The organism is Shewanella electrodiphila, from assembly GCF_023283985.1.
GTDB classification, from domain to species: Bacteria; Pseudomonadota; Gammaproteobacteria; order Enterobacterales; family Shewanellaceae; genus Shewanella; species Shewanella electrodiphila.
On sequence record NZ_JAKIKU010000001.1, the window covers coordinates 212,521 to 235,320 of the forward strand.

Sequence of the window (22,800 nt, forward strand, 5' to 3'; positions counted from 1 at the left end):
AAATAGTTAAATGAGAACAAATTATTTATGCGTAGTAAAAGAAGTCGACTGGACCAATTCATCGCTCAGAAATTACAGGTTTCTAAAAAAGCAGTTAGGTTGCTATTGCTTGAAAATAGGGTGCAAGTCGATGGACGAATCTGTAAAGAGGTTGATAAGCAGATTAATGAATTTAGCCAAATCCTATTAGATGGAAATGGCTTACAACAACATTCTCGCCAGTACTACATGCTTAACAAACCGACAGGGGTTGTCAGTGCAACTAAAGATGATATTCATCCGACGGCATTATCTTTACTCGATGGCATCGATTTTGAGCTAATGCATATCGCTGGACGTTTAGATTTAAATTCGACAGGGTTATTATTAATCACCAATGACAGTCAATGGTCGCAAGCGCTAATGGCGCCTGAAACCAAGGTTGATAAACAATACCTTGTCACGCTTGCTAATCCAATTGACGATTCCTATATCAGTGCTTTTAGTGACGGAATGTATTTTGGTTATGAAGACATCACCACTAAACCTGCAAAGCTTGAGGTTGTGTCGGAATTTCAAGCAAGGGTGACTCTGCAAGAAGGTAAATATCATCAAATAAAACGAATGTTTGGTCGATTTAGAAACCCTGTGGTTGCACTTCATCGAGAATCCATTGGTAACATTTTGTTAGATAACGCCTTGAAACAGGGTGAGTATCGGCCTTTAGACGAGGTTGAGGTGCTCGTCACAGAAAGCTTAATTGAAACTTAATTGTTTGGGGGCGGATCAATAAATCTTTACATTGTTCATGATATGTTTTGATGAATGTATCTTTTTAGGTTATCTAATGGACATAAAAGCGCTAAAAGAAATCAGTGAATTAGACATATTCAGTTTAATGGTGTTTAAACTTATTTACGAAACTGGATTTGCTAACCTTGCTGCTAGACAGCTAAACGTCTCAGCTCCTAAAATTAGTCGTTGCTTAACAACATTAAGGTTAACTTTTGATGATGAATTATTTTACCGGCGTCAGCAGGGGCTAAAACCCACCGCATTAGCTGAACATTTATACCTACCAATTTGCGATTTTTGTGAGTCGGCAATGAATATTGAACGAATTGCCTGCGAGGGCAACAATACCAACTCGTCAAAAGTACTCAATATCGCCGTAACGCCAATCATTATGACTTCTTTGTCAATGAGCTTAGGTCGTGAAGAGATCATGGAGCAATTGGGTAAAGTTAGAATCCATATGTGGGATGAAAATACGGAAGAGCAAATTCATCAAGGTGATATTGATTTAGGCATCAACTTTGGTCCTGCTGCCATTTCAGAACTAGAGTCAGAAGTCATTGGAACATCACTATCGACTTCAATCATAGCGAGACGAAATCACTCAATTTGGGATAGTAGTCATATTAGTCTAGATAATGTCGCTAACCATCATTTTTTAATTCTCGAAGGTAAGGGGTTTAATGATAAATTGGATCCATTTCAGATATTTTGCCGTCAGCTCGGAGTAGAGCTACCAAACGTTAGTAGAGTAAAGTCAATCGAAGAGTGGTTTTGTCACTTACTGACAATGAGAAGTATCAGCTTTATGAGTACAGCTGAGTCTAATGCGTTAGTAAACTTTACCGACCTTCGCGTGGAGAAATTACCTGCGTATGAAAGGCAAAAGCTGTTAGGTAACAGCCTTATACCTGAGTACAATTTGATTGAAAGAGGTTTGCCGTACAGACGTTATTGTGAAACAAGTCGCAAAATAATCCTCGATTCAGTTCTTGAGTTAGTTGTCCAATAATCAAGACATTCATCTTTAGTTAGACATTTAAAACGAAGAACTTAGTTCTTCGTTTTTTTTGGTTTTCATCTTTTTTTATGTTCTTTTTAGCGCTGAATAACTGTAAAAGTCAGCCACCGCTTTCAATTAGTAATGTTCTTAAGACGGTTTTATTTTGTTTTGGATATGATCTAAATCAATGTTTTTTGAATGTATCACATTGATAGTAATCTGGATTTTAGATATAGAAATTACCAAAATCGAATTGTAAAATTTTGTAGTAAGCATCTTTCAATTCTAGTCACAAATGCAATACAAGAATAATACATCTAAAGAGGTATCTTTTATATTTAGGTTACTGCTAAAGCAGAATCAAATACCTAAAAATAAAGGGATACGATAATGAGAACATATAAAAAGTCGATACTCGCGGTTGCCTTAATAGCAGCTATCGGGTTAACCGGGTGTAGTGATGGTGATGATGGGCAAGATGGCGCACCTGGAGAACCAGGTGCCCCTGGCGAACCTGGTACATCTATAGGTAATGTTGTTGATACAGTTGATGTTGCAGCAGATTTCACGCTGACGTTAGCGCCTGAAGATATTGTGGTGGTAGGTAGTGATGAATTTGCCGTCAAATTTACAGTAACGGGCAAGAATGCTAAAGGTCAAACGCTTCCATTTACAGGTTTAGAAAAAGTTGGTTTTTATGTATTGAACCAAGCAGCTAATACCACAGACACTGGCGCGCCAGTATTGTGGGAAAATAATGCAATGGCTAACGATGCTGGCTATTACATGTATTGTACTCCTGAGGGCTCAACCACATCTTGGGGTAGCGTAGTTGATGCTTGTACGTTAGTTGAAGATGAAGCAATTCCTGGCACTTATACAGGTACTTGGGAGCATGATGGTGCAGCCCCAATCGTACTTGCTGATGGCGATGCTAATAATCTTTATCGTGTGATGGTTCGTTCGTATGATGTGCTAGACAGTTCAGGCGCAGATGTCTCAGATAAGTTACTTTCCACACCGATTGACTTCATTCCTGCAACTGGTGCATTAGCTATTTCTGTTAAGGATTCAGTATCAAATGAAGCGTGTATCAAATGTCATAGTCAATTAGACGGCTACGCAGATACAGATACGCGCATTGCAAACATCGGCGCACATCATAACTATCAAAAAGTAGAAAATTGTGTTGCTTGTCATAACCCTGCTATCGCTGGCGGTGAAGATGATCCAGCGGTTGGTTGGAATGCCAACTGGAATACAATGATCCACACACTTCATGCGGGTCATCATCTCGATCTTGAAGGTGAAGCCGAAGAGATGTTCGGTGAAATAGGTTTCCCTGCTGAGCTAAATGAATGTACAACATGTCACGATAGCGGCACACAATGGAATGACAATGTATACGCTGAAGCTTGTGTGTCTTGTCATACCGATGTTGACTTCGAAACTGGCGATAATCACCGCGGTATCGTGCCAGAAAGTGATGCATCGTGTTCAGGTTGTCATGGCGCTGGTAGTTTGAGCCCAGTTGAAGCTCACGCAGTGGGTGCTCGTGGAACGTTAAAAGACGGTGTTGTATTTGATGTTATGTCTGCTGAAGTTGCAGCTGATCAATTAACTGTTGTTGTCGACGTAACGATCAATGGCGAAACACCTGCAGATGGTACCGTTTTAGCCGATTATTTAGCTGCTGAAGGCTATGCTCATGCAATTATGATGGGTACTTTAGATGAAAATGGTGATTATGTTCGTGGTTTAAGCCTTGATACTAGTTCAGGTTTATTTGTTACTACTGGCGGTAAACTCACTTTATCTCAAGCTATTGATGCCAACTCTCTTGACGGAAAAACCTTATCAGTAAGTTCTGAGTTCAACATGTGTGGTGACATTGAGTCAGGTATGGTCATTGATAGAACGACTTTAGGCACAGATGAAGAGTGTGAAATCGCTATTCCAGCTAATATTGTGACTAAGTTCTTCATGTTTGACGATGTTGCAGCTGTCGGTGTTGAAACAGAAGAAAATTTACGCTTTGTGCCTTCTTCACTTGAAAACTTCACCATGCCAACACAAGCGATGAATGATCGCACTAGTGCTGATGAAGCTAAGTGTAATGCTTGTCATGACAACATGTCTCACATTAAAGCCCCTCGCCATGGTGTGACTGACTTTACTCAGTGTGCAGATTGTCACAACAATAACTATCCAGGTTCGTATCATGCCGATGTTTATAAGCAAGCTGGTACTGACGAAGATGGCGAACCTACATTTGAACTAATTGAAGGTTTAGAGTACTACAACCGTGATTTAGCAACTGTAGCTCACCGTTTCCATAGTGGTATGTTTGCGGGTAGCACAGGCGGCGGTATCTACTTAGGTGAAGATGGTGAAACTTGGGTTAATTACCCTGCATCTAAAACTGACTGTCAAGCTTGTCATAAAGATGTCGATTCAAACGGTGATGACATGACCTTCTTTGCTGGTGACGGTGAATTAACGTCTGGACGCACTGCAATCGCTGAAAGTAATGATTACGGAGCTACTGTTAATTACATTTCTCCAGTAACAGAAGCTTGTCGTACTTGTCATGCTCACTCAGGTGCAGCAGCGTTAGCTCACTTTAAGAGTAATGGCGCGACAGTTTATGAAGATGGCGTTGAATCTGCCGCTGATGTACCAGTTGAGTCTTGTTCTACTTGTCACGCTGAAGGTAAAACTTACGGTATCGACAAAATGCATTCTGGTGCAGCTCACTAGTCTTAATTGTTAAGTTGTAAAGTGAACATTTTTCTGTAGTCCTGCAAGATGCAGATAAATGTAAAAGGAGCCTTCTGGGCTCCTTTTTCTTTTGCTAAAACGATCATTAGTCAGTTCATTGCATCATCGTTTAACTAATGTTTGATAATGTGAACTTGAGCAATTATTCATCATTACAAGCTGACTTTACAAAGGCGTTTATTCATACAAAACCCCTTTAATTGTGAGTCAAGACAACCATTGTTTATAAATGTGACTTAAGCCCAACTGACGAGAAGTGATTATTTTCAGATTGTGAAGAGCACGCGTATTGTATTTTGTCAGTTGAATGTTTTAGGTCTGATACCAATTATTATTCACTCGAAATCATTCAGTTATTTGTATTTAAAGAGTTTTATATGTGTCAATTTCATATTGGCAATTAAAGCTGAGTTACGATTGTCCTGTAAAAATTGCTAATCATGGTCTTTTACTGCCAATTTGTCTGTTTTCGTTTGCTTCCTTACAATGCGCCGCAGTTTAATTAACTTATCTTAATGTTTGTGTTTATAGCGGGCTTTTATACCGATTTGCCCATCAACGACCCTTACATTAAAACCTGCCCATACTCAGTGAGTATCATTTAGGAGCAAGCCATGTCGACACCTTTACCAGTATCTCAACCATTAGCTAACCCAGCACCTTTAGGTTTAATGGGATTTGGTATGACCACCATATTATTGAACATTCACAATGCGGGCTTTTTTCCGATTGATGCAATGATCCTTGCTATGGGGATATTTTATGGCGGTATTGGTCAAGTGATTGTTGGCATGATGTGTTTCAAGCGTGGTGACACATTTGGCACCACTGCATTTACTTCTTATGGTTTATTCTGGTTAACGTTAGTGGGCTTGTTAGTTATGCCTGAAATGGGCATTTCACAAGCAAGTCCAGCAAGCTTTATGGGGTGGTATTTAGGTTTGTGGGGCGTATTTACTGCGTTTATGTTCGTCGGTTCATTGCGTTACCCTCGTGCTAAGCAGGTGGTATTTGGTTCATTAACAATATTATTTTTCCTACTTGCAGCCCGTGATTTCACCGGTTCAGCACTAATAGGTACGATTGCAGGTTTTGAAGGCATTTTTTGTGGCGCAAGTGCAATTTATTTTGCCATGGCACAAGTATTAAACGCTGAATATGGCCGGGTGATTTTACCTGTTGGTGAGCTAAAGCAAGCTCAAGTTGTCTCTGTAGCAGACACTAACGAGACATTAAAAGCAGCTTAATTACGTTTTAATAGCTCGGTTCATAATAAAAAAGCTGACCTTTGGGTCAGCTTTTTTGTTTGGGTTTAACTCAGTTTATTAGCTTTGCTGCAGACGATACAACCACTTACCGTACAAGAAAATACCCACAGCTGAGATAGTGCCAATAGCAGCAATGATGTACCACGCCATACCGATATTATGTGTGTTATACAATAATGTTGTTAGCTCTTGTGCAGGTTCACCAGTGTACGCGACTAGTGTACTAAAGGCTTCACCTTGAGGAATTGCTGCAACACTTGCTGCATCCATACCTCGTTCGCCTAACAGCTGCAAAGAGAAAATTTCTTTCGATGCATAGATTTCATATAGCTTAGGGCCGAAATAACCTTCCAGTGTCCAGCCTATCCCTTGCGGAAGCATTACAAAGCCTAAATACATGGCTTTTTTGCCCTCAGGGGCGATGTTACCCATAAACTCATTTTTCTTAGGGCTAATCATCATTTCGCCAAAAGAGAAAAGCGCAATGGCCAAAACAATCATCCAAGCGGCATTGGTAGCTCCTATCAATACAAATGCCAAAATACTCAATAAGCAACCACCTAACATAGCGGTGGTAATCCGATATTTCGCAGTAAGCGCAGCCACTAAGAAACAGGTGGTCATGATCATGCCGGCATTGAGGTTAAGCATTCCCTCTGGCATGACTTTTGTGCCTGTATTATCGAGTCCTAACCAAAACTGGAAGAAGCCATTAGAAGTACCTTCAGGGCCAAATAAAGAGGTCACAATCACGCTGGTATCAACCCACTCAGCAATATGAATCGGCAATACATCAAATAGGGCATTAAATAAGAACCAGAAGCCAGCAAACACTAACATGTAGTAAATGACCACAGGTTTTTTAAGTTCGTGTAAAGCATCACGCCACAGTGCTTCTTGTTTAATTTCGCCGCTTTTAATTTTGCGGTTGCGTTCAAGTCTTTCTTCTTTACCTGGCTCTTTATAAGCCAATAAAAACAAGAAATTGAATGAAATTATCGCTGCGCAGGCATAAAACACGTTATCCCAGGATAGCTGGCGCATATGTACAGCGACTAACGGACCAAGGAAACCACCAATATTGACCACTTGGTAAAATATCCCCCAAGCCATTGATGTATTCTGTCGTCCTGTAGATAAGACTAAGGTACCTTGAATACCTGGCTTAAATACCCCGGTACCCGCAGCGAGCAAAATTGCCCCTATCAAAAAACCATAAAAACTTGGAAACATAGCCATCACTAGATAGCCCATAATTTTGATTATGGTGGAAGCAAAGATGGTTTCTTTATAGCCGACGCGGTCAGAAATACCGCCGGTAAACACGGGAATGAAGGTTTGCATCATTGCCCATATCGCAATAATGACACCATAGTCGCTTAGGCTAATCCCTAAACCACCTTCAGAAACTGGTGTTTTAGCGTATAACCCCGCACTGGCTTTAACGCCATAGTAAGCGATACGCTCAACCAGCTCCATGCCGCCCACTATCCAAAATATATAGCTCAAGCTGGCAATAGACGCCCACATGCCTAGCTGTTTTACTTCACTTAGGTCGTTACCCGAGTGTGAACTTTCACTCATATGTCACCCTTTATTATGATTATTATTAACATAGGTCGGCTGACACTTTACCTAATTTGTGAGGATTTACCAAAGGAACGGTTACAGAAAGTTAGACTAGTTGTGATATTGGGCTGTTTGGTAAACAAAATGAATAGAAATTAGCCTGTTCATTTAACAACGAACGAATGTAAAAATTCGTTACTCGCTCTATTGAAAGTAACCACAAAAGAGGTGGTATCACAGTCATCAAGGTGATGAGTGGCCAGTTAATCTTTAAGTAACGAATCAAATGTTTATACCCAACCAAGCTTGTTCATTTTGATAATGAGTGAGAGGAAATTCTAAAGGGGTATTTAAAATGGTTATTATTGTTAAAGGGAGAGGTGAACTTCAACGTTTAGCAAAAGTCGTCATCGTTGAATGAATAAAACTATTTGATGACATGGTAAGAGAATCACTCTCTCAACATGTCATCATTTATCATAAAATAGTTAGTTAAACGGCTAGTTAAATGGCCAACTTTGCTCGCCATCTACTTCTACAGTGTCTAAATCTAGCCCATAACAATATCCATCACCTTCAAAAACAAATACTTGTTCTGGTACTGCAGGATAACCAGTATCGTTAACTTGTTGCTTAGCTTTATCAGTGACAGTGAGCCCCCATAATTGGTAAAGGGGAAGGTAATTGAGTTTAGTTGCATGACTCATTGCAATGGCCAAGAAATCATTTTGGCTCATTGCATCAGCTTCTTCATTGGTATAATTATTAAAACCAATATTGGCCTTGATAGCATTCCAATTGTCAGCATTGCCTTTATTAGCATTAAACTCATTTAAGATGATGTGCAAACGTGGAACAAGATGCCAGCCATTACTTAACGCGCCTTGATTTTGAGCCATAGCATACATTTGAACCATGATAGACATCCCCTGGTTCCATGCAGTGAAATTAGCACTTTGCATATAAGCGAAAGGATCCGCCTCTTTTTTGCTTTGTTGCAGTAGTGCAAATTCATTTTCTATTGGCAGATTTTGACAATTAGGTAGCTCATCATGCTCAAGGTAGTTCATATATTTTGTGTAATATGAATATGGATTAGTAGAGGCGTGACTATCGAAATCATCAAACCTTAGTCGCTTATTTTCAAGGCCATGACCAAGTTCGTGAATATCTCCATGCCCTAAAGGGTTAAAAGACCAAAATGCATCATATGGGTTTCCGGAACAACCTGAACCACAGGTCGCTTGATCGGCATTCATATGTTTCACTATATCTAACTCAACCATCTCAATATTATGTGCAGTGGCAAAGTTGCTTATTTCGTCCACCGTATTGATATTAGGGCCTTGGAATCCAGCTAAAATATGAGGATAGTTATGTAAATTGCTATTCATAGCTTGCGCCATGGTATCGGCAGTTGACCAGCGAGGGTATTGTTCCATGGTTTGCTGCATTTTTTCTGTTTGAGAATGCACTTCAAAATGCGGGCTAGCAATTTCCGCCCAGTCAAAATTTGCGCTGGCAAGATCTGCTGCAAACTTGACTGCATCATCGCCTTCTCGCCAGTAAGGGTGTTGTCCTACTTGTTCAAAGTCTAATAATACTGGTAAGTCATTTTGATCAAATTTAACTTGAATTGGGCCGCCATAAGCTGACGAGAGAGTTAAGGTTTCTCCCGCTTCAATTTCGATATGCTGAGATTGTAAATACTTAGGGCGGTTATAACTGCTAGCATCAAATTCTTTGGTTGAACCTGAACGCTGGGTGTTAATAAATACCCATGCTTTTACTGCGCTTTGGTCATTACGAGTCACAGTAAATGCTTGTCCTGGGATGACGTAAACACCGGCTGAACGGAAGTTTTTCTTACTGGTTATTGAGACATTCTTATCAACTAGGTTGATGTGGGAAAAATCTGTTCGGCTAAAGTTACCTAGCGATTGAGGCGTAAGACTTATAGGTCGCTGATAAGCCATGGTATGGTCGGCAAAATACGCTTTGGCAAATAACATATTATCAAGGGTGGTTACGTCCATTGGATAATTGATGCCATCGCGGAATAAATCACCGAGCACGATGAGAGATTTATACACAAGAAATTGACCATCATGCGTAAAGATATTTTCTTTACTGGTATCAAGCGCATTTATCCGGCTTTTGATGGTTTGTAAACTCGGCTTATATTCATCGTCATACAATTGAGCGCAATCATCAGCACATGTTGAAAAGTTAAAAGGCAGAGTATTGTTTTTAAATGCATTTACCCAGCGATATTCATCAACAAATGCTGGAAATTGCTCAAGCATTTCAGAAGCTGACGCCCACAGTGCTTTATCATCTGCAAAATAATTACCAGGGCCTCCAATTGATTGCATAGTAAAGTTCATATGTCCCAACACAATAGGGGTTTGTGCTGAGCTATTCCAAGAGTGCTGGTGGGTATATAACGTCGGGATGCTCTGTGTACTGGCGACCGACAGACCAAAGCTTAGTTGCTCATCGGTGAGCATAGCGTCAGAGGCAACCACAACTAAATCTACTTCAGAAAAACATTGGCTTATTTGCTCATTGCTAAAGCTAGTGTCTGAGCATGATGAAAACGAAACATTGGGATAATGTGTGCTAAACCAGGTTTGAACGTTATTGCTGTGGTTCTCAGTCAAACTAAATGTAGCAACATTAAAGGCTGATTCACTTGATAGCGTTTGTTTAACTTGCCAACTTAGTAACCGTTGGAAGCTATTTTCAAAGTCTGTAAATTGACCCGCATTGAATTTTGAAAAAATATTGGTACCAAATGCAGCGTGTCGCACAGTATCTTGCTCAGTTGCAGCGGCTAAGATGCGTCCTTGATTGCCTCGAATTAACTCGTATGTAGGCGCCGAAGGAAAGCCATGAATCGCATCATTAATGATGATCATTTGAGAGTTTTTACCAGGCGAATAATCAATAGTGTCACTAGCATAAACCGTGCTTAAGAATTGCCTCTGCTGTTCTTGAGCATCAATAATAACCTGTTCAGTTCGTTCTATTAATGACTGAGTGAATTGTTCTGTTTTACTTGATGAAAGTAAATCTGAAGCATCCCCTGATTTCAGTGCGGCGCTTATGCGATCGTTTAACGTAACAGTGGTGTTGATATTAGCAGTTAGGTTGTTACTGTCAGTGACAGTGAAGCTTAATTCTATCGTTTCATTTTGCTGTAGTTGTTGCCCATCAATGGTGACTGTCTGGGTTTCAACCCCGCTAAGGTTGACGTTTTCTCCAGCAGTTTGTTGCCATAGGTATGTTGCCGTAGCATTAGCATCAATAGACACTAGCGCAGTTACCTCGATCAATTCATCATTCCACGAAGTGATCGAAGAGATTGTTTCAATGCTAGGTGCTGTCGGTTCTGGTGTCGGAGGTTCGGTTGTTGGTGGCTCAGTTATAGGGGGCTCAGTTGTAGGTGGTTCAGTTGTAGGGGGTTCAGTTGTTGGTGGTTCAGTTGTAGGAGGCTCGGTCGTTGGTGGTTCAATTGGCAAATCCTCTGAAGAATCTCCCCCTCCACAAGCGGTGGTTAATACAAGTATGGTAAATAAACTTATCAGCTGTAATTTCTGTTTCATTTTTTACTTCTTATTATTATTTTGTATTGATATTTTACTGATTATGGCGCTTTGTTACGTCGCTGTAAACGCGGTAATTTGGATGAATGTGATACACTTTGTAACGGGCTATAGGTGGTTGGAAGGGGTAGGCAACAGCGATTAAAAATACCAACGTGTAGCCAGTTGATATTGCTGTTCAGTTAACGTTGAAGGTAAATTCTGCTCAATGCGAGCAGGGCGTGTTGAATCAAGATAATTATACTCGGCTTGGATAAACCAATTTTTTAATAATCGATATTGATAAGATGCGGTCAGAGCTTGGCCTTTTTCATTATTGTCATCATCAGGCGTAAGATCATTATCAGTGACATCAAAATGTTCTACTCTCATTGTGAGACGGTGCTTATCCCAACGGCGACTTAACAGTAAAAAGGCTGATTGATACTCATTATTCACCACATCAATGGCCTGTGGTGATTGCATTAATGTATCCCCATTCATAAATTGACTGATAAGCTCAATTTTGTATGGAAGTCGAAATCTCATCCCTGCATGGTAAAACTGAGTTAACCAGGTATATTGGCCATTTTTGACAATGGTGGTATCGGCGTTGTTATCGTAGTAACCAAAAGAAAATTCACCTTTTCCTTTAATCTTCCATTTAGCATGTACGTGATAGCCAAAGCGATTATCTAACTCAATAAAAGGGTCTGAATCTCTAGCTTGTTCATCAAGGCTGCCCCCATCAAGGCTTGGCATATTACTTAAAGGTAAAGTTTCGTGGCTAAGGGTTTGCCTAGAACTTATTGTCCAGCCATGCCAAGCTAGCATGGCTCCGACAGTATCATTATTTTGGAATATCGCTGCCGAAACTGAAAAGTCATGCTTAGAAGAGTGGAACTTTCCAAGACGCTCTAAAGTTAATTCAGCCCCAAGGTGGCGAAATTCTTCTCCTAGCCAGCTGTTAATAGCGGAGTAACTGAGCGTGTAAGGAGAAGACCAAGCAGTGGCAATATTTTCCAGTGAAATACTCGGGTACATTAAGCCTAATTTCGCATGTAATCTAAGCCCATTATCCAAGGGCAGGCCTCGGTATTTGATAAAGGCTTCTGTCAGTCCTATACCATCGCGAGTTCCATCAATATATCCATTAGCGGTAACTTGAGCTGAAAGTGGGTTTTCCCAATCGACTTTATAGGTTAGTCCTGCTTGAGCTAATGATAATTGGTTGCCCTCATCGAAACGAAACTTTCCTAAACCGCCGTTAGCATAAGAATCTATCCCTTGTGTATGACTGAGCCTTGTATCGATAATGGCTGAAACGCTATGCTCAGCAGCTAAAGTGGTGTTGCTACATATAAGTAAAATCCAAATCCATTTTCTCATCCGTGAACCTTGTTGTTATTTTTACGGATTAATCGCTCACCTAGCTATAAGCTGATTGTGATAACCAAGTTGTTAGCGCCTTTGCTTCAATTGGCCTTGAGAGATAAAAACCTTGCCCCATTTCGCAGCCTCTTTGCGTTAGCCACTTTAGTGAACCTTCATCTTCAATCCCTTCCGCTACCACTTTTAATCCTAGGTTATGTGCTAGCTGCAGCGTGGAGCTAACAATAATTTGGTCATCTTCATTAACCATAAGGTTTTGTACGAAAGATTTATCAATTTTAAGTTCTTGAACAGGTAATTGCTTTAACTGAGCCAATGATGAATATCCTGTACCATAGTCATCGATAGAGAGTGTCAGCCCTTGTTGTCTGAGCTCTGTAAGTTGTTTTATTGCATACTCAGGATCGGCGACCACAGCATCTTCGGTGATCTCTAATGTTAAGGCATCTATTGGGACTTGTTTATCTTTAATGGCTTGTAACACGTAATGACAGAATTGGTCATCTTTTAAGTTTTCCGCTGAGATATTTACAGCAATTGACAGTTCAATCCCTTGTTCTTTCCATTGAAGGTATTGGCTGAGTGCCTGATCAATGACCCATCGAGTTAAGGCATTCATTTGTCCCATTTTTTCAGCAATTGGGATAAAGCTATCAGGTGGGATCATGCCTCTTACTGGATGTTGCCATCTAACCAAAGCTTCCACATGAGTGACTTTGTTGAGTTTTAGATTAAGTTTAGGCTGGTAGAATAACACTAGCTCATCATGTTCAATGGCAGGTTTTAAGTCATTGACTAATTGCAGCCTGTCTAGTGTATTAACATCAATTTGTTGATGGTAAATTTGCAGATGTAAACGGTTTTTCTTTGCATGCTGAAGTGCTGTATCAGCTTGCCGAAGTAGCGTTTCGAGATCGCTAGGGTAATGAACAAAGCTAACCCCAATAGTTGTTTGTAAATGCAGAGATATGTCTTGATAGCAATATTCAGCTTCAATAGATTTTTGAATATGGTTTATTGATTGAATGAGCTTTTTCTGATCGGAGTGTTCAATCGCGACAACAAATTCATCGCCATTAAGGCGACAAATAGAATCTATTTCGTTAAAGCTAGCCAGCCTAAGACCCACTTCTTTAATGACCAAGTCACCAACAACATGGCCTAGTGTGCCGTTTATCTCTGTCATACGGCGGATATTTATCTGGCAGATAGCGATAGGGGACTTCGCCTCAAACCAAGCTGAAGTGATCCGTATTAGCTCATTTTTGTTGCCAAGGTTAGTTAACGGGTCGTGATATGCCTGAAAAGCTATTTTGTTTTCTCTGCTTAATATGGCTTGTTGCATCACAGTAAACTCTTCTGCGAGTTCTCGCATTTCTGCACTATTTCCCACTTCAACTTTGGAGTTGTAATTTCCTTTGGCAATATACTTCGCTTGTTTGATCAGTAATGTGAGTGGTTTAGTGACACCTCGGGCGATGATAAATGCTACGAATAGTGAAATGGGTAATATTATTAACAGCAGCAATAATTGCTGAAACCAGTATTCTTGGGACGATTGAAGGGCGTCATTACGGCTCAGGAACATGAAAGCATGAAGTTGAGCTTGGTTGGCGCCGTTGAGTTCTACTTTACCTAATGCAGATTGCCATAAAATGTAGTCGTCATGAAGGTGATTATGTTGAATGAAACTATCAATTGCTTGGTTAGCATCTATAGAATAAGTGTTGCTTGATAAGCTGATTAGTTGATTTTTTTGCTGCTCTTTAGCCAGTATAAATCCGGTGTTTAAGCCTGTTTGATTAGATATTGACTGAGCTAATTCATCCCCAATAATAAAGCCAAAACCGACCCAACCAATGATATTTGATGCACCACTGGTTAAAGGTGAAAAACGTAATTGGTAGATATAGTTATCTAAAGAATACAGTGGACTTATCACTTCAAACTCTGTCGCTAGAGGCGTACGAAACTGCTTACCTTGTTCGGGGCCTACTTTGACTTTGCCCTTGTTTGCACCATCTGGGGTTGTTAATAACTGGCCTATAATATTGCCCTGTTTATCGACTGCAATGGCTAAGTCTGCATTAATCCGTTTACGATGATTGTTTAAGGCAACTAAAAAGCTTCGCCTATCATCATCAATAAAGACTTCTTTTAAACCAAAATCTTTTGCTGCTGTTTCGGCAAATGCCGTTAAGTAATAATTACGATTATCGTATTCTGATTTAAATACTAACTCGGCAATTGAAAGCTGGCTTTCGAGTTGTTGCTGTTCAAGACGTTTATTGGCGAAATAAGTCAAAGCAAAGGAAATTGCCTGTACAGCAATGAGTAGCAACATGAAAAAGGCGAATATTCTGGTTTGGATACTGCTAAAGAATTTAAGCATTAATAACCTTCCAAGAATTCGAAGTCATCTAAACTTTGTTGTGTAGGGATTTCATCCATTGACGCATTAACTTGAATCGTCAATGTTTCAAGTAAAGGCGTAGTGACAGTTTGGCTATAAGTATTATTGTTAGTTTGTAGCTGTGGGTGCCAAATGTCTAGGCGATATTGAACTTCAGGTATGCTATTAAATTCAACCATACCTAGGTTATTTGTCACGCCAAAAAATGGTGTATCAACCACAAGAACATGCCCACTCATCCAGTCATGAATATTGCAGCCCATAGAAATATGTCCTGCCTGATCGAAAACAAGATCTTTCTGAGAGCTATCTTTACGTAATTTAAAAGAAAAGCGTTTTGGTCCAGATGCTGAATAGATATGGTGGGTAATGTCATCGTCATTAACAAACTTTAGCTGATAACCTTTTTGCATCACGGTGATATAGGGGCTGAACTGTTTATTTTCTTGATGAACTTCAACAGGTTTTTTAACCGGCATTTTCAGCTGTTGCTGCTTATATTCTTCATTTGTGGGTGTGAGATATACAACCATATTAGCCATGGGGGTATTATTTGAATCTATTACCATAAAGTTATTACTGAGGACTGGTGAGCTTAAGAGGGGAAAGACTATTCCAGCTATGAGTCTGTATTTTACCTTTGAATGTTTGATCACATTTACCTCTAGTATTTTATTAGCTGGATGCCCTAAGTCGTGCTAAGTCCCGACTCTATCGTTTAAAACAATCATGCTGTGCTTAAGTTGTTGTCTTTAGTAAGATAGAAGGTGGTTAAAATAATAAGAACGTGGCTAAGCAAAAAATATTTCAAAAAGGCGCTAAATTCCCTAACTCTTTTAAATATAGTAAAAAAAAAGCAAAACCGAAGTTTTGCTTTAATAAATATTTATTATGTACACAAGTGGTTTTTGACTCTTTGGTCAAGGTCAGCTTCTAACCACAACATTTCTTATATTTTTTACCGCTGCCACAAGTGCATGGGTCATTACGGTTAATCTTGGCTTCCGCTGTTACCGCTGTGGGTTTATTTAATATACCTTCCAATTGCAAGATATCTTCAGCGACATCAGAGTTAACGGTTATGTTTGCAAGCAATTTACGTTGCTCAACCATTTGCTGAACTTCTTGCATGCGGGCTTCTGTTTGCACGCTTAATACTAACGGGTTTGCTTCAGTGCCTATTTTGGCTTGGCGCTTGGTATTGTAGCCACTTTGACCGTAAGCAGGTTTTGGCGTTTGACGGCCTTTAAAGAAAAATTTATCTGACATAATTGTACCTGCCCATCATTTAATATTAAGAGATTAAAACGGTTTTAATAACGGCAGTCATGCTGTTTATAGCAACACCAGTCATACCATTAGTGAAAAATCTAAGTAGAGGCGAAGCTTATACAGGAATTAGGTGCATTTGACTAATTAAATGGCGAATAAATGCTGAATATTAGGTATCTGTGCTGAAATTGCGACGATTGATTTCAGATGATGGTGATTGGTGTGGACGATTGATAATTTCGAAGTTGCTCATTTTATAATTAAAATCAATTGATAGTGAGTTTCTATTGATAGTTTACTTCGACGGTATACGACAAGGTTTGATGGCCACTGGCTTGCTCGTTTAATACATCGACCTTTCCACCAACTTCGAACATGGTGCTTTGCTGGGTTAATTGAAATGTTTGTTGCTGACTACCGTTAGGTAAAATAGGCGTAAATAAAATATCATCGCCGCTGTTAGCATAAACAATCACTTCAACATTGGATTGTTCATTACCAGTGAGCATGAACTGCCCCAGTTGATTATCAGAAGCAATACAACCATTACCTTGTCTCTGATGCTGGTCTAACTGACAATACACGCTCATTTGATTGGTAATATTACCTAAATTTAGTTCTTGAGTTTGTTCTATAGCTACAGGCGCAATGAGGGTGAAATTTGCTTGGGCAATGGCTGTTGCGAGCATAAAAAGTGACATCAGCAATTCCCTATTAGTGATTTAAATTTAATTCATCATATAGAGTGTAATAGCTGGTGGATTTATAAACAGTGTTATTGATTGATTATTGCTTTCTGGCGATCGTTTGTGTGGGAAAGGTCACATATTCACCTGGCGCTAAGGTTACGGTTTCTGATTGCAATTGGTTATTAATTTCTATTTGGTAATCACCTGGCACAAGTTGTTCAAAAATAAATACCCCATCATATTCCACCCGAGCATGATACTTTGTTTTATCGGCATGAATTAGGGTGACAGAGACACCTTTAGCGGCAACGTCGTTTTCATAATAAACCTCCCCATCAAGTTCAGCGGTAAATAGAACAGGAAATAGTACTTCGGCCACATTACCTGGGTGCGCTTCGATCATCAAAATACTATTGAGTGGTAATAGAAAAGGGTCAGGCAGTGAGCGCTCATTGAGAACTAATTTATGGGGTCTTGAGGTTTGAATATGGGTAATTAATAACTGACCATTATCGTCAGTTTCATTATCTGAGTTGGTGTGACCAGAAAACCTTAGCCCTGCCATCGGTAATTCATTGTCATCAAATTGACCATTATTGTTGTCGTCTTGAAAAGCGACAATTTTAACACTGCCAGTGTTTAAATGACTGACTCGATCTAGCAACCAAGTATTATCTGCCGAAATAAATAAAGCTGAACTGCTCCATTTAAATTGCGCAAACCAATCACCTTCAGAGTCATTTTCTATGGTCAGTCTTAAGGTGCTAGAATCGAGAAAATAGGATAGTGAGTTTCTGAACGTGACTTCGGCCTCTGCTAAAGGTTGATAACGTACTTCAAACTGGTAGTTACTTCTATCTGAAAAGGAAGTGCTCACATTAGAGACTAACTGAGTTAGCTCTGTAGTGGGCAATAAGGCGATATCTGCGTAACTTCGCAAGTACCAGTCATCAACCCGTCCCGAAAGAGCTAACCTATTGGCCCACTTTTCATTTTCGACACTATTTTGCCAGCTGAGTTCATTGCTTAAGGATAGGTGCTGCAACTGCCCTGCAATCGTCGTTGCAAGATAAAGACTATCATTAGCAACATTTTGGTCCTGCCAACGGCCATTGACTCCCCAGCTCATATTGGTGTCGCTGATGTTGCCACTGAGGTTTATATTCGCGCGTTGTTTTAGGCGATTATTTTCATTGTCCCAAGACTCAAAATTATCATACTGTGCCCATTCCGCCTGCCAATCCACCAAACTATTACTGCCTTGGGCGATAATATTGGCAGCCGATCCTGTATCGTTTCCAGTTAGGTTAATTTGCCAGACACTGTTATCAGTCAGAAAATTTACTGAGACTGTAGGACTAAATAGCCACTTATCTTGTGATATTTGTTGTTCAATTATTGCCACGCCAGCACTGAAGTTATCAGTCACAGCCCAATTTGCGCTGGCATAGACTTGTTGTAGATCATCTTGTTCTCGCTGCATGACACCGAAATTCATCCCGAAACTGTTAGCTTGCATTTGAGAAGGGTCTAATAACTTACTGAAAGATTCTGTACGGGTTTCACCATTGGGACCAAAGAAGCGCAGTTGATATTGATTTAAACCAATATAGTAAGGCACTTGTTCAAATCTGTATTGGCCATTATCTGTCATTCTTTGAACTGAGATTAATCCACCATTTCGATACAATTCAACATCCCAGCCAGGTTCAAGTTCGCCATCGACAACAAGGTAACGAATATCATCGATAAAGCTATCTCCCGTATTGATAATAACTCCATCACCGGAGCTCGCACTGGAAACTAGCGCTAAATTATGGGAATCAATACTGCCTAAACGATAGTAATTAACCCAAGTATCGGCCATTTCTTTCTCGATATAGGCGTTGAGGGATTCACCATATTCTGACCACGAATACCCTGCATATGCACTATGACCGAGGATATCGGTTCTAGCTTGTATAAAGCCATCAAAACGGACTCTATCAGTGTCAGTTTGTTTGCGTTGAGAAACGCCTAAATCTGCATGTACGGCTAAATCGCCTATATTGGCATAACCCGTATCAATGTGGCGTTGGTTAATTGGAACGTTGGCTTTTTTCTGATCATTGAATTGCTGAAACCGTTTTTGACGGGCGATTAACTGGCTCAACGGAATCAAGCTATTTTCGGTGATATTGATCAGTTGCCTTGCATTATCAAATGTAATTTCAAGCCCCAACATTTGTTTTACGACTGAAAGTTCCAAGTACATATCCCAGTCATCTTTAAATACTGAACTTGGGCTATGATTACACTGACTATTTTGCGCGATATAACGCATTAAACCTTGGCTTACATCAATACTGTTATCGGATGATAAGTACCAGCCTGTCAGCGTGAGAGGCGCTATTTCAACTTGTAATGGCAGCATTAAGTTGTCTGCAAGAAACTGCATGGGTAAATAGATTACGCCGTTATCGTGATAAATAAACATCTCATCACTTAGCCGTTCAGAACCATAGTTAAATTGGGTAACAAGAAACTGCTCTTCATTGGTTGTTGATTCAGTGTAAGTGCGGTTAATAATATTTGAGCAGGTTTCAAACGAGTTAGTTTCAGCGATGTTGGTGCTAGATTTCACTTCAGTGGTGATGTCTTTGGGAGCCACTTTATCTACTATGGGATTCGTCGGTGCTGATAGGGTGAGAATATTGGGCTCTTGAGCAACATGGTGCTTTTTATTGGAAATTGATTCAGTCATCACTTCAGGAGTTGATTGAGATGATATCTGTGGTTTGGCTTGAGCCTTTTCTATGAAAGGTGCAGCCACAGGTGTAGTTACAGACTTATGCTTAGAGCTAGAGTTAATGGAACTGATTTTTTGTTGCGGTAAATTTGATTCAGTCTGAGTTTTAATGATTGTTTTGGGAATCTCTGACTTACGAAAAATATGACTTGAAGAGCTCTTTGGTACAACTTCTTTAACTGTTTCATTTATATGCGCAGTTTGATTTGGCAAGGCTGCACTGGCTAAATCAGGTGTTGGTGGATGCTCACTGGCGGTATCGTGAATAGAGGCAGTATCGTGAATATAGGCAGTGTCGCGAATATAAAGAGTATTTTGCTGTGCAGGGATACTTTTTAATGTGGCTAAAAAAGTGTCAGAATCAGTTTTCCAGGGCATTGATGACTCAAGCCCTGGGTTCACCAGTTCGATATAAAGTAGCAGTATGACTATGGCAAAGGTGTACTTTAGTAATCGATTTACATGCTGTAATAGCATTTATTCTAGTTAATTCTCTATCTATATGATGCCTTTAAAGTACTAGAGCGTTATTTTCTGTTCGATAGTTTGTGGCTTGAATAATCCGTCATTTTCAACGTATTTAATGACTAAATCAGTGCCAGGTTTAATCTTGTTATTAAGGGTAACCGCAAACGCACGATGGGTCATTTCAGTATAAATCGCCGCATTTTTTGAGCTACCGATCAATTCATCACTTTTGGCATCAAATACTTCAATATCACCATAACTACTGCGCTCACCTTGGCGGGCAATAGACACAATAAGCTGTTGCTGCCCTTCAATATCGGATATTTGATGATTAGCGATATTAAGTTGAGCGGTTAATTCGCCTACTCGCATAATGACAGGAATAGCGATGCGTAAGTAAGCTGTCACAGATAAGCTTAAACTAACGGTTTTATCGGTAGTTTGCTCGCTACTGGTAGGCGCGAGGGGAATTTGATGGAAGACAATATAACTGCGATATTCACCCTGTTTAATGTCTTTTGGCGGTCTCACTGCCAGTCTCACTCGCGTGCCTTGTTCAGGTGTTAAGCTCACTCTTCTTGGGGAATAACGGGTAAAGCTTGCAAGTGATGTGGTGCTCGTTTCAGAGTCTATGATTTCAAATTCACCAGAAGGTAATAACTGTTTGTCTTCAAGATAAATTTCATATCGTGATGTTTGGTTGCTCTTGTTTACTAAAGAAAATACCGCGCTTTTATCTCGTTTGTTATCGAGTTCAACACGGGTAGGTGTCACAAGAAGATTGGCATGTGCGAAAGAGGTGAGATTAATCACAATCGTGATCAGTAATATTATTTTTAATTTCATGATGTTGCCCAGCTAAATTTACATGCAATAGTCTGCAATTATTATAATTTTTGTCGTTAGCTTACTTCGAGCTTACTTGAATCTAGATTAACGTATTATTTAAAAATTAATGTTGCGCATTATTGTTAAAGATTGAGATTAGATCAAAATCTCGCGGCGATCCATTCTGAATCTACACCGCGAAATTTTACTCACGACTAATCCGTGTTACTCAATAAAGAGGTAATGATGAGATTAGTAAGTAACTGAAAGTGTGTAACTTAATCCGTGGGTTCCAGGAGTTGCTGTAGCCGCAAGGATATCTAACGTTCCACCAACATCAACAGCTAAAGTATTACTTGCAACAGTACCAGTTGCACTAGCAAGTGTTGGAGTGAATGTAACACCTGGAACTGAAGTATCTGCGGCTGAAAGAGAGAGGTTAACGGTTCCGTCAGCAGCGGTTACAGTGAAAAGCCCTGTATTAGCTGTTGCGCCGCCAGCAACACAAGCTGCACCAGTTACTGCATCTGAATAATCTAAAGCACACTGGCCATCAGCAGCGATAGATACATCACCAAATTCCATTTCTTCAGTTTCAGCAACAGTAATAGGGTACACAAGTTGGAAGTTTGCAGTACCAGTAGCATCTTCTGCACCAGCTTGAGTTGAAAGTAGAAGGGTTGATGCGATAAGTGTAGATAATAGTAATTTATGAGTCATTTTAGTGTTCCAAGGTAATAATATTATAGTTTTAGTATGCCCGCATTTTTTGTATGGGTTATTGTCTCTTGTAAACAAGGACTTATTTACTTGGGCAAAATAAAAGTAACAGTATTGAAATATTTTGCAACACTATTGTTACACTTGTAACCAAGGGTTCTGTTATCGCTAAATCTTCTAAGGTATAACGGATTGAGATTAAAGTTTTCTAATTCATTAGTATTAGATACTGGAAAAATTAATAAGTTACTGAAAATACATATGATCGCTCTCTATAAGATTTAAAGACTCTTATTTTCAACTTTGTTGCTTTAGTAGTAATCAAGGTCTGTACAGGGTTTGTGGCGGGGTGACAGCAGTGATAAATAAGTGTTTAATTGCTCGTTAAGTGTACAGCTCGTTTTTAATTTGAGTCATTCAGTCAATCGAAAAGGCTCGATTGGATCGCTTGCGGATCGTTTCTGTGTTGTTGACCTTTTGTAACACCGATGCAATGATGTCATTCAAATACGAGGCGTATTGGTCATTAATAACTGCTAATTTTAAAGCTTTAAGCTATTTGTTGGTTGTTAATTGGTATTTTTGCATGTTAATTAATTAAGTGACTAATAATAAAAGTAATTTTATATACAATGTGGTTTTATATGATTAAACAAAATCTAATGATAACTTCGAAATTATTGAAGTCTATTTGCATTATTGGTTTGGTTTGTATAACGAAAATGGTATCAGCTCAAATCTCTATTACTGAAATTCAGCCAATTACTTTTCCGACGGTATTACAAAATAGCGGTAGTAGTACAACTGTTGTGGTTAACTGGAAGGGAGCAATTGGCAACTCTACCAATTCTATCTTGCTTGATAATGACTACTCACAAGGCCGATATTACATTACTTCAGACTCGACAGCCCCTATTGATATCAACTTTATTAGCCTAGCGAACGAACCTCTTATTCAACTTAAAAACTTCAGAGTACGCTATAAAAATGTAACCTACAAAACCTTCCCCATTCTTGGGCTAGAAAACCCAGGGGCTGCTGGAGAATATATTGATATTGGAGCCAAGGTTGTTGCCAATAAGAAATCTAGTCAAGGGGCTAAATTTTTACAGTATTCTTTAAGTGTTGAAGAGCAATAAGCCCTCATCGTGAAATAGATGTTTAGGTTTTAGGTTTTAGGTTTTAGGTTTTAGTTAAACCCAGGTTTAGAACAAAAAAAGGCTATCAACCACTAGTAATAACATAGGT

At 39.6% G+C, this 22,800-nt stretch carries 15 protein-coding genes; 5 read left to right on the forward strand and 10 right to left on the reverse strand.

What is annotated here, in order from left to right; genetic code table 11:
- Nucleotides 1-27: 27 nt before the first annotated feature.
- The 4 genes from L2737_RS00975 to L2737_RS00990 all read left to right on the forward strand — a co-directional run bounded on the left by L2737_RS00975 (nucleotide 28) and on the right by L2737_RS00990 (nucleotide 5,805).
- Nucleotides 28-750, forward strand: coding sequence for a pseudouridine synthase (locus L2737_RS00975; protein WP_248954464.1), 723 nt, complete (start codon nucleotides 28-30; stop codon nucleotides 748-750).
- A gap of 76 nt (nucleotides 751-826) precedes the next feature.
- Nucleotides 827-1,786: a LysR family transcriptional regulator gene (locus tag L2737_RS00980; protein WP_248954465.1), complete on the forward strand. Its 960-nt coding sequence runs from the start codon at nucleotides 827-829 to the stop codon at nucleotides 1,784-1,786.
- A 381-nt stretch (nucleotides 1,787-2,167) separates the two neighbouring features.
- Nucleotides 2,168-4,537, forward strand: a complete 2,370-nt coding sequence (locus tag L2737_RS00985) for an OmcA/MtrC family decaheme c-type cytochrome (RefSeq protein WP_248954466.1) — start codon at nucleotides 2,168-2,170, stop codon at nucleotides 4,535-4,537.
- Nucleotides 4,538-5,172: 635 nt separating this feature from the next.
- Nucleotides 5,173-5,805 carry an acetate uptake transporter gene (locus L2737_RS00990; protein WP_102529827.1) on the forward strand — a complete coding sequence of 211 codons (633 nt, stop codon included), beginning with the start codon at nucleotides 5,173-5,175 and terminating at the stop codon, nucleotides 5,803-5,805.
- Between the two features lie 78 nt (nucleotides 5,806-5,883).
- Here the strand turns inward: L2737_RS00990 and L2737_RS00995 are convergent, their stop codons facing one another.
- The 10 genes from L2737_RS00995 to L2737_RS01040 all read right to left on the reverse strand — a co-directional run bounded on the left by L2737_RS00995 (nucleotide 5,884) and on the right by L2737_RS01040 (nucleotide 21,552).
- The gene (locus tag L2737_RS00995; protein ID WP_229367936.1) at nucleotides 5,884-7,410 is read right to left on the reverse strand and encodes an MFS transporter; all 1,527 of its coding nucleotides are present in this window, start codon (nucleotides 7,408-7,410) and stop codon (nucleotides 5,884-5,886) included.
- Nucleotides 7,411-7,895: 485 nt separating this feature from the next.
- Complete coding sequence (locus tag L2737_RS01000; protein WP_248954467.1) at nucleotides 7,896-11,003, reverse strand: ImpA family metalloprotease; 3,108 nt, start codon at nucleotides 11,001-11,003, stop codon at nucleotides 7,896-7,898.
- A 141-nt stretch (nucleotides 11,004-11,144) separates the two neighbouring features.
- Nucleotides 11,145-12,371: a hypothetical protein gene (locus tag L2737_RS01005; protein WP_248954468.1), complete on the reverse strand. Its 1,227-nt coding sequence runs from the start codon at nucleotides 12,369-12,371 to the stop codon at nucleotides 11,145-11,147.
- Between the two features lie 40 nt (nucleotides 12,372-12,411).
- On the reverse strand, nucleotides 12,412-14,766 hold the full coding sequence (locus L2737_RS01010; protein ID WP_248954469.1) for a bifunctional diguanylate cyclase/phosphodiesterase: 2,355 nt from the start codon (nucleotides 14,764-14,766) through the stop codon (nucleotides 12,412-12,414).
- The gene (locus L2737_RS01015; RefSeq protein ID WP_248954470.1) at nucleotides 14,766-15,329 is read right to left on the reverse strand and encodes a cupredoxin domain-containing protein; all 564 of its coding nucleotides are present in this window, start codon (nucleotides 15,327-15,329) and stop codon (nucleotides 14,766-14,768) included. Before L2737_RS01015 ends, L2737_RS01010 begins: the two co-directional genes overlap by 1 nt.
- A gap of 391 nt (nucleotides 15,330-15,720) precedes the next feature.
- A complete protein-coding gene (locus L2737_RS01020; protein ID WP_229367928.1) occupies nucleotides 15,721-16,056 on the reverse strand; it encodes a PBPRA1643 family SWIM/SEC-C metal-binding motif protein in 336 nt (111 codons plus the stop codon).
- 287 nt (nucleotides 16,057-16,343) lie between these two features.
- Nucleotides 16,344-16,760, reverse strand: coding sequence for a DUF4402 domain-containing protein (locus L2737_RS01025; RefSeq protein ID WP_248954471.1), 417 nt, complete (start codon nucleotides 16,758-16,760; stop codon nucleotides 16,344-16,346).
- 85 nt (nucleotides 16,761-16,845) lie between these two features.
- A complete protein-coding gene (locus L2737_RS01030) occupies nucleotides 16,846-20,013 on the reverse strand; it encodes a carboxypeptidase-like regulatory domain-containing protein (protein WP_248954472.1) in 3,168 nt (1,055 codons plus the stop codon).
- 42 nt (nucleotides 20,014-20,055) lie between these two features.
- Entirely contained in the window at nucleotides 20,056-20,850 is a 795-nt protein-coding gene (locus L2737_RS01035; RefSeq protein WP_248954473.1) for a fimbrial biogenesis chaperone, read from the reverse strand.
- Between the two features lie 234 nt (nucleotides 20,851-21,084).
- Nucleotides 21,085-21,552, reverse strand: coding sequence for a hypothetical protein (locus tag L2737_RS01040; protein ID WP_229367909.1), 468 nt, complete (start codon nucleotides 21,550-21,552; stop codon nucleotides 21,085-21,087).
- Between the two features lie 644 nt (nucleotides 21,553-22,196).
- Here L2737_RS01040 and L2737_RS01045 point away from each other — a divergent pair.
- Entirely contained in the window at nucleotides 22,197-22,691 is a 495-nt protein-coding gene (locus L2737_RS01045; protein ID WP_248954474.1) for a hypothetical protein, read from the forward strand.
- Nucleotides 22,692-22,800: the final 109 nt, after the last annotated feature.

What these genes read in the sequence shown, in the direction of transcription:
- L2737_RS01030 (WP_248954472.1), bottom strand. Translation starts at nt 20,013, where the DNA reads ATGCTATTACAGCATGTAAATCGATTACTAAAGTACACCTTTGCCATA.
- L2737_RS01045 (WP_248954474.1), top strand. Translation starts at nt 22,197, where the DNA reads ATGATTAAACAAAATCTAATGATAACTTCGAAATTATTGAAGTCTATT.
- L2737_RS01005 (WP_248954468.1), bottom strand. Translation starts at nt 12,371, where the DNA reads ATGAGAAAATGGATTTGGATTTTACTTATATGTAGCAACACCACTTTA.
- L2737_RS01015 (WP_248954470.1), bottom strand. Translation starts at nt 15,329, where the DNA reads ATGGCTAATATGGTTGTATATCTCACACCCACAAATGAAGAATATAAG.
- L2737_RS01000 (WP_248954467.1), bottom strand. Translation starts at nt 11,003, where the DNA reads ATGAAACAGAAATTACAGCTGATAAGTTTATTTACCATACTTGTATTA.
- L2737_RS01040 (WP_229367909.1), bottom strand. Translation starts at nt 21,552, where the DNA reads ATGACTCATAAATTACTATTATCTACACTTATCGCATCAACCCTTCTA.
- L2737_RS00980 (WP_248954465.1), top strand. Translation starts at nt 827, where the DNA reads ATGGACATAAAAGCGCTAAAAGAAATCAGTGAATTAGACATATTCAGT.
- L2737_RS00985 (WP_248954466.1), top strand. Translation starts at nt 2,168, where the DNA reads ATGAGAACATATAAAAAGTCGATACTCGCGGTTGCCTTAATAGCAGCT.
- L2737_RS01020 (WP_229367928.1), bottom strand. Translation starts at nt 16,056, where the DNA reads ATGTCAGATAAATTTTTCTTTAAAGGCCGTCAAACGCCAAAACCTGCT.
- L2737_RS00990 (WP_102529827.1), top strand. Translation starts at nt 5,173, where the DNA reads ATGTCGACACCTTTACCAGTATCTCAACCATTAGCTAACCCAGCACCT.
- L2737_RS01010 (WP_248954469.1), bottom strand. Translation starts at nt 14,766, where the DNA reads ATGCTTAAATTCTTTAGCAGTATCCAAACCAGAATATTCGCCTTTTTC.
- L2737_RS00995 (WP_229367936.1), bottom strand. Translation starts at nt 7,410, where the DNA reads ATGAGTGAAAGTTCACACTCGGGTAACGACCTAAGTGAAGTAAAACAG.
- L2737_RS01035 (WP_248954473.1), bottom strand. Translation starts at nt 20,850, where the DNA reads ATGAAATTAAAAATAATATTACTGATCACGATTGTGATTAATCTCACC.
- L2737_RS00975 (WP_248954464.1), top strand. Translation starts at nt 28, where the DNA reads ATGCGTAGTAAAAGAAGTCGACTGGACCAATTCATCGCTCAGAAATTA.
- L2737_RS01025 (WP_248954471.1), bottom strand. Translation starts at nt 16,760, where the DNA reads ATGTCACTTTTTATGCTCGCAACAGCCATTGCCCAAGCAAATTTCACC.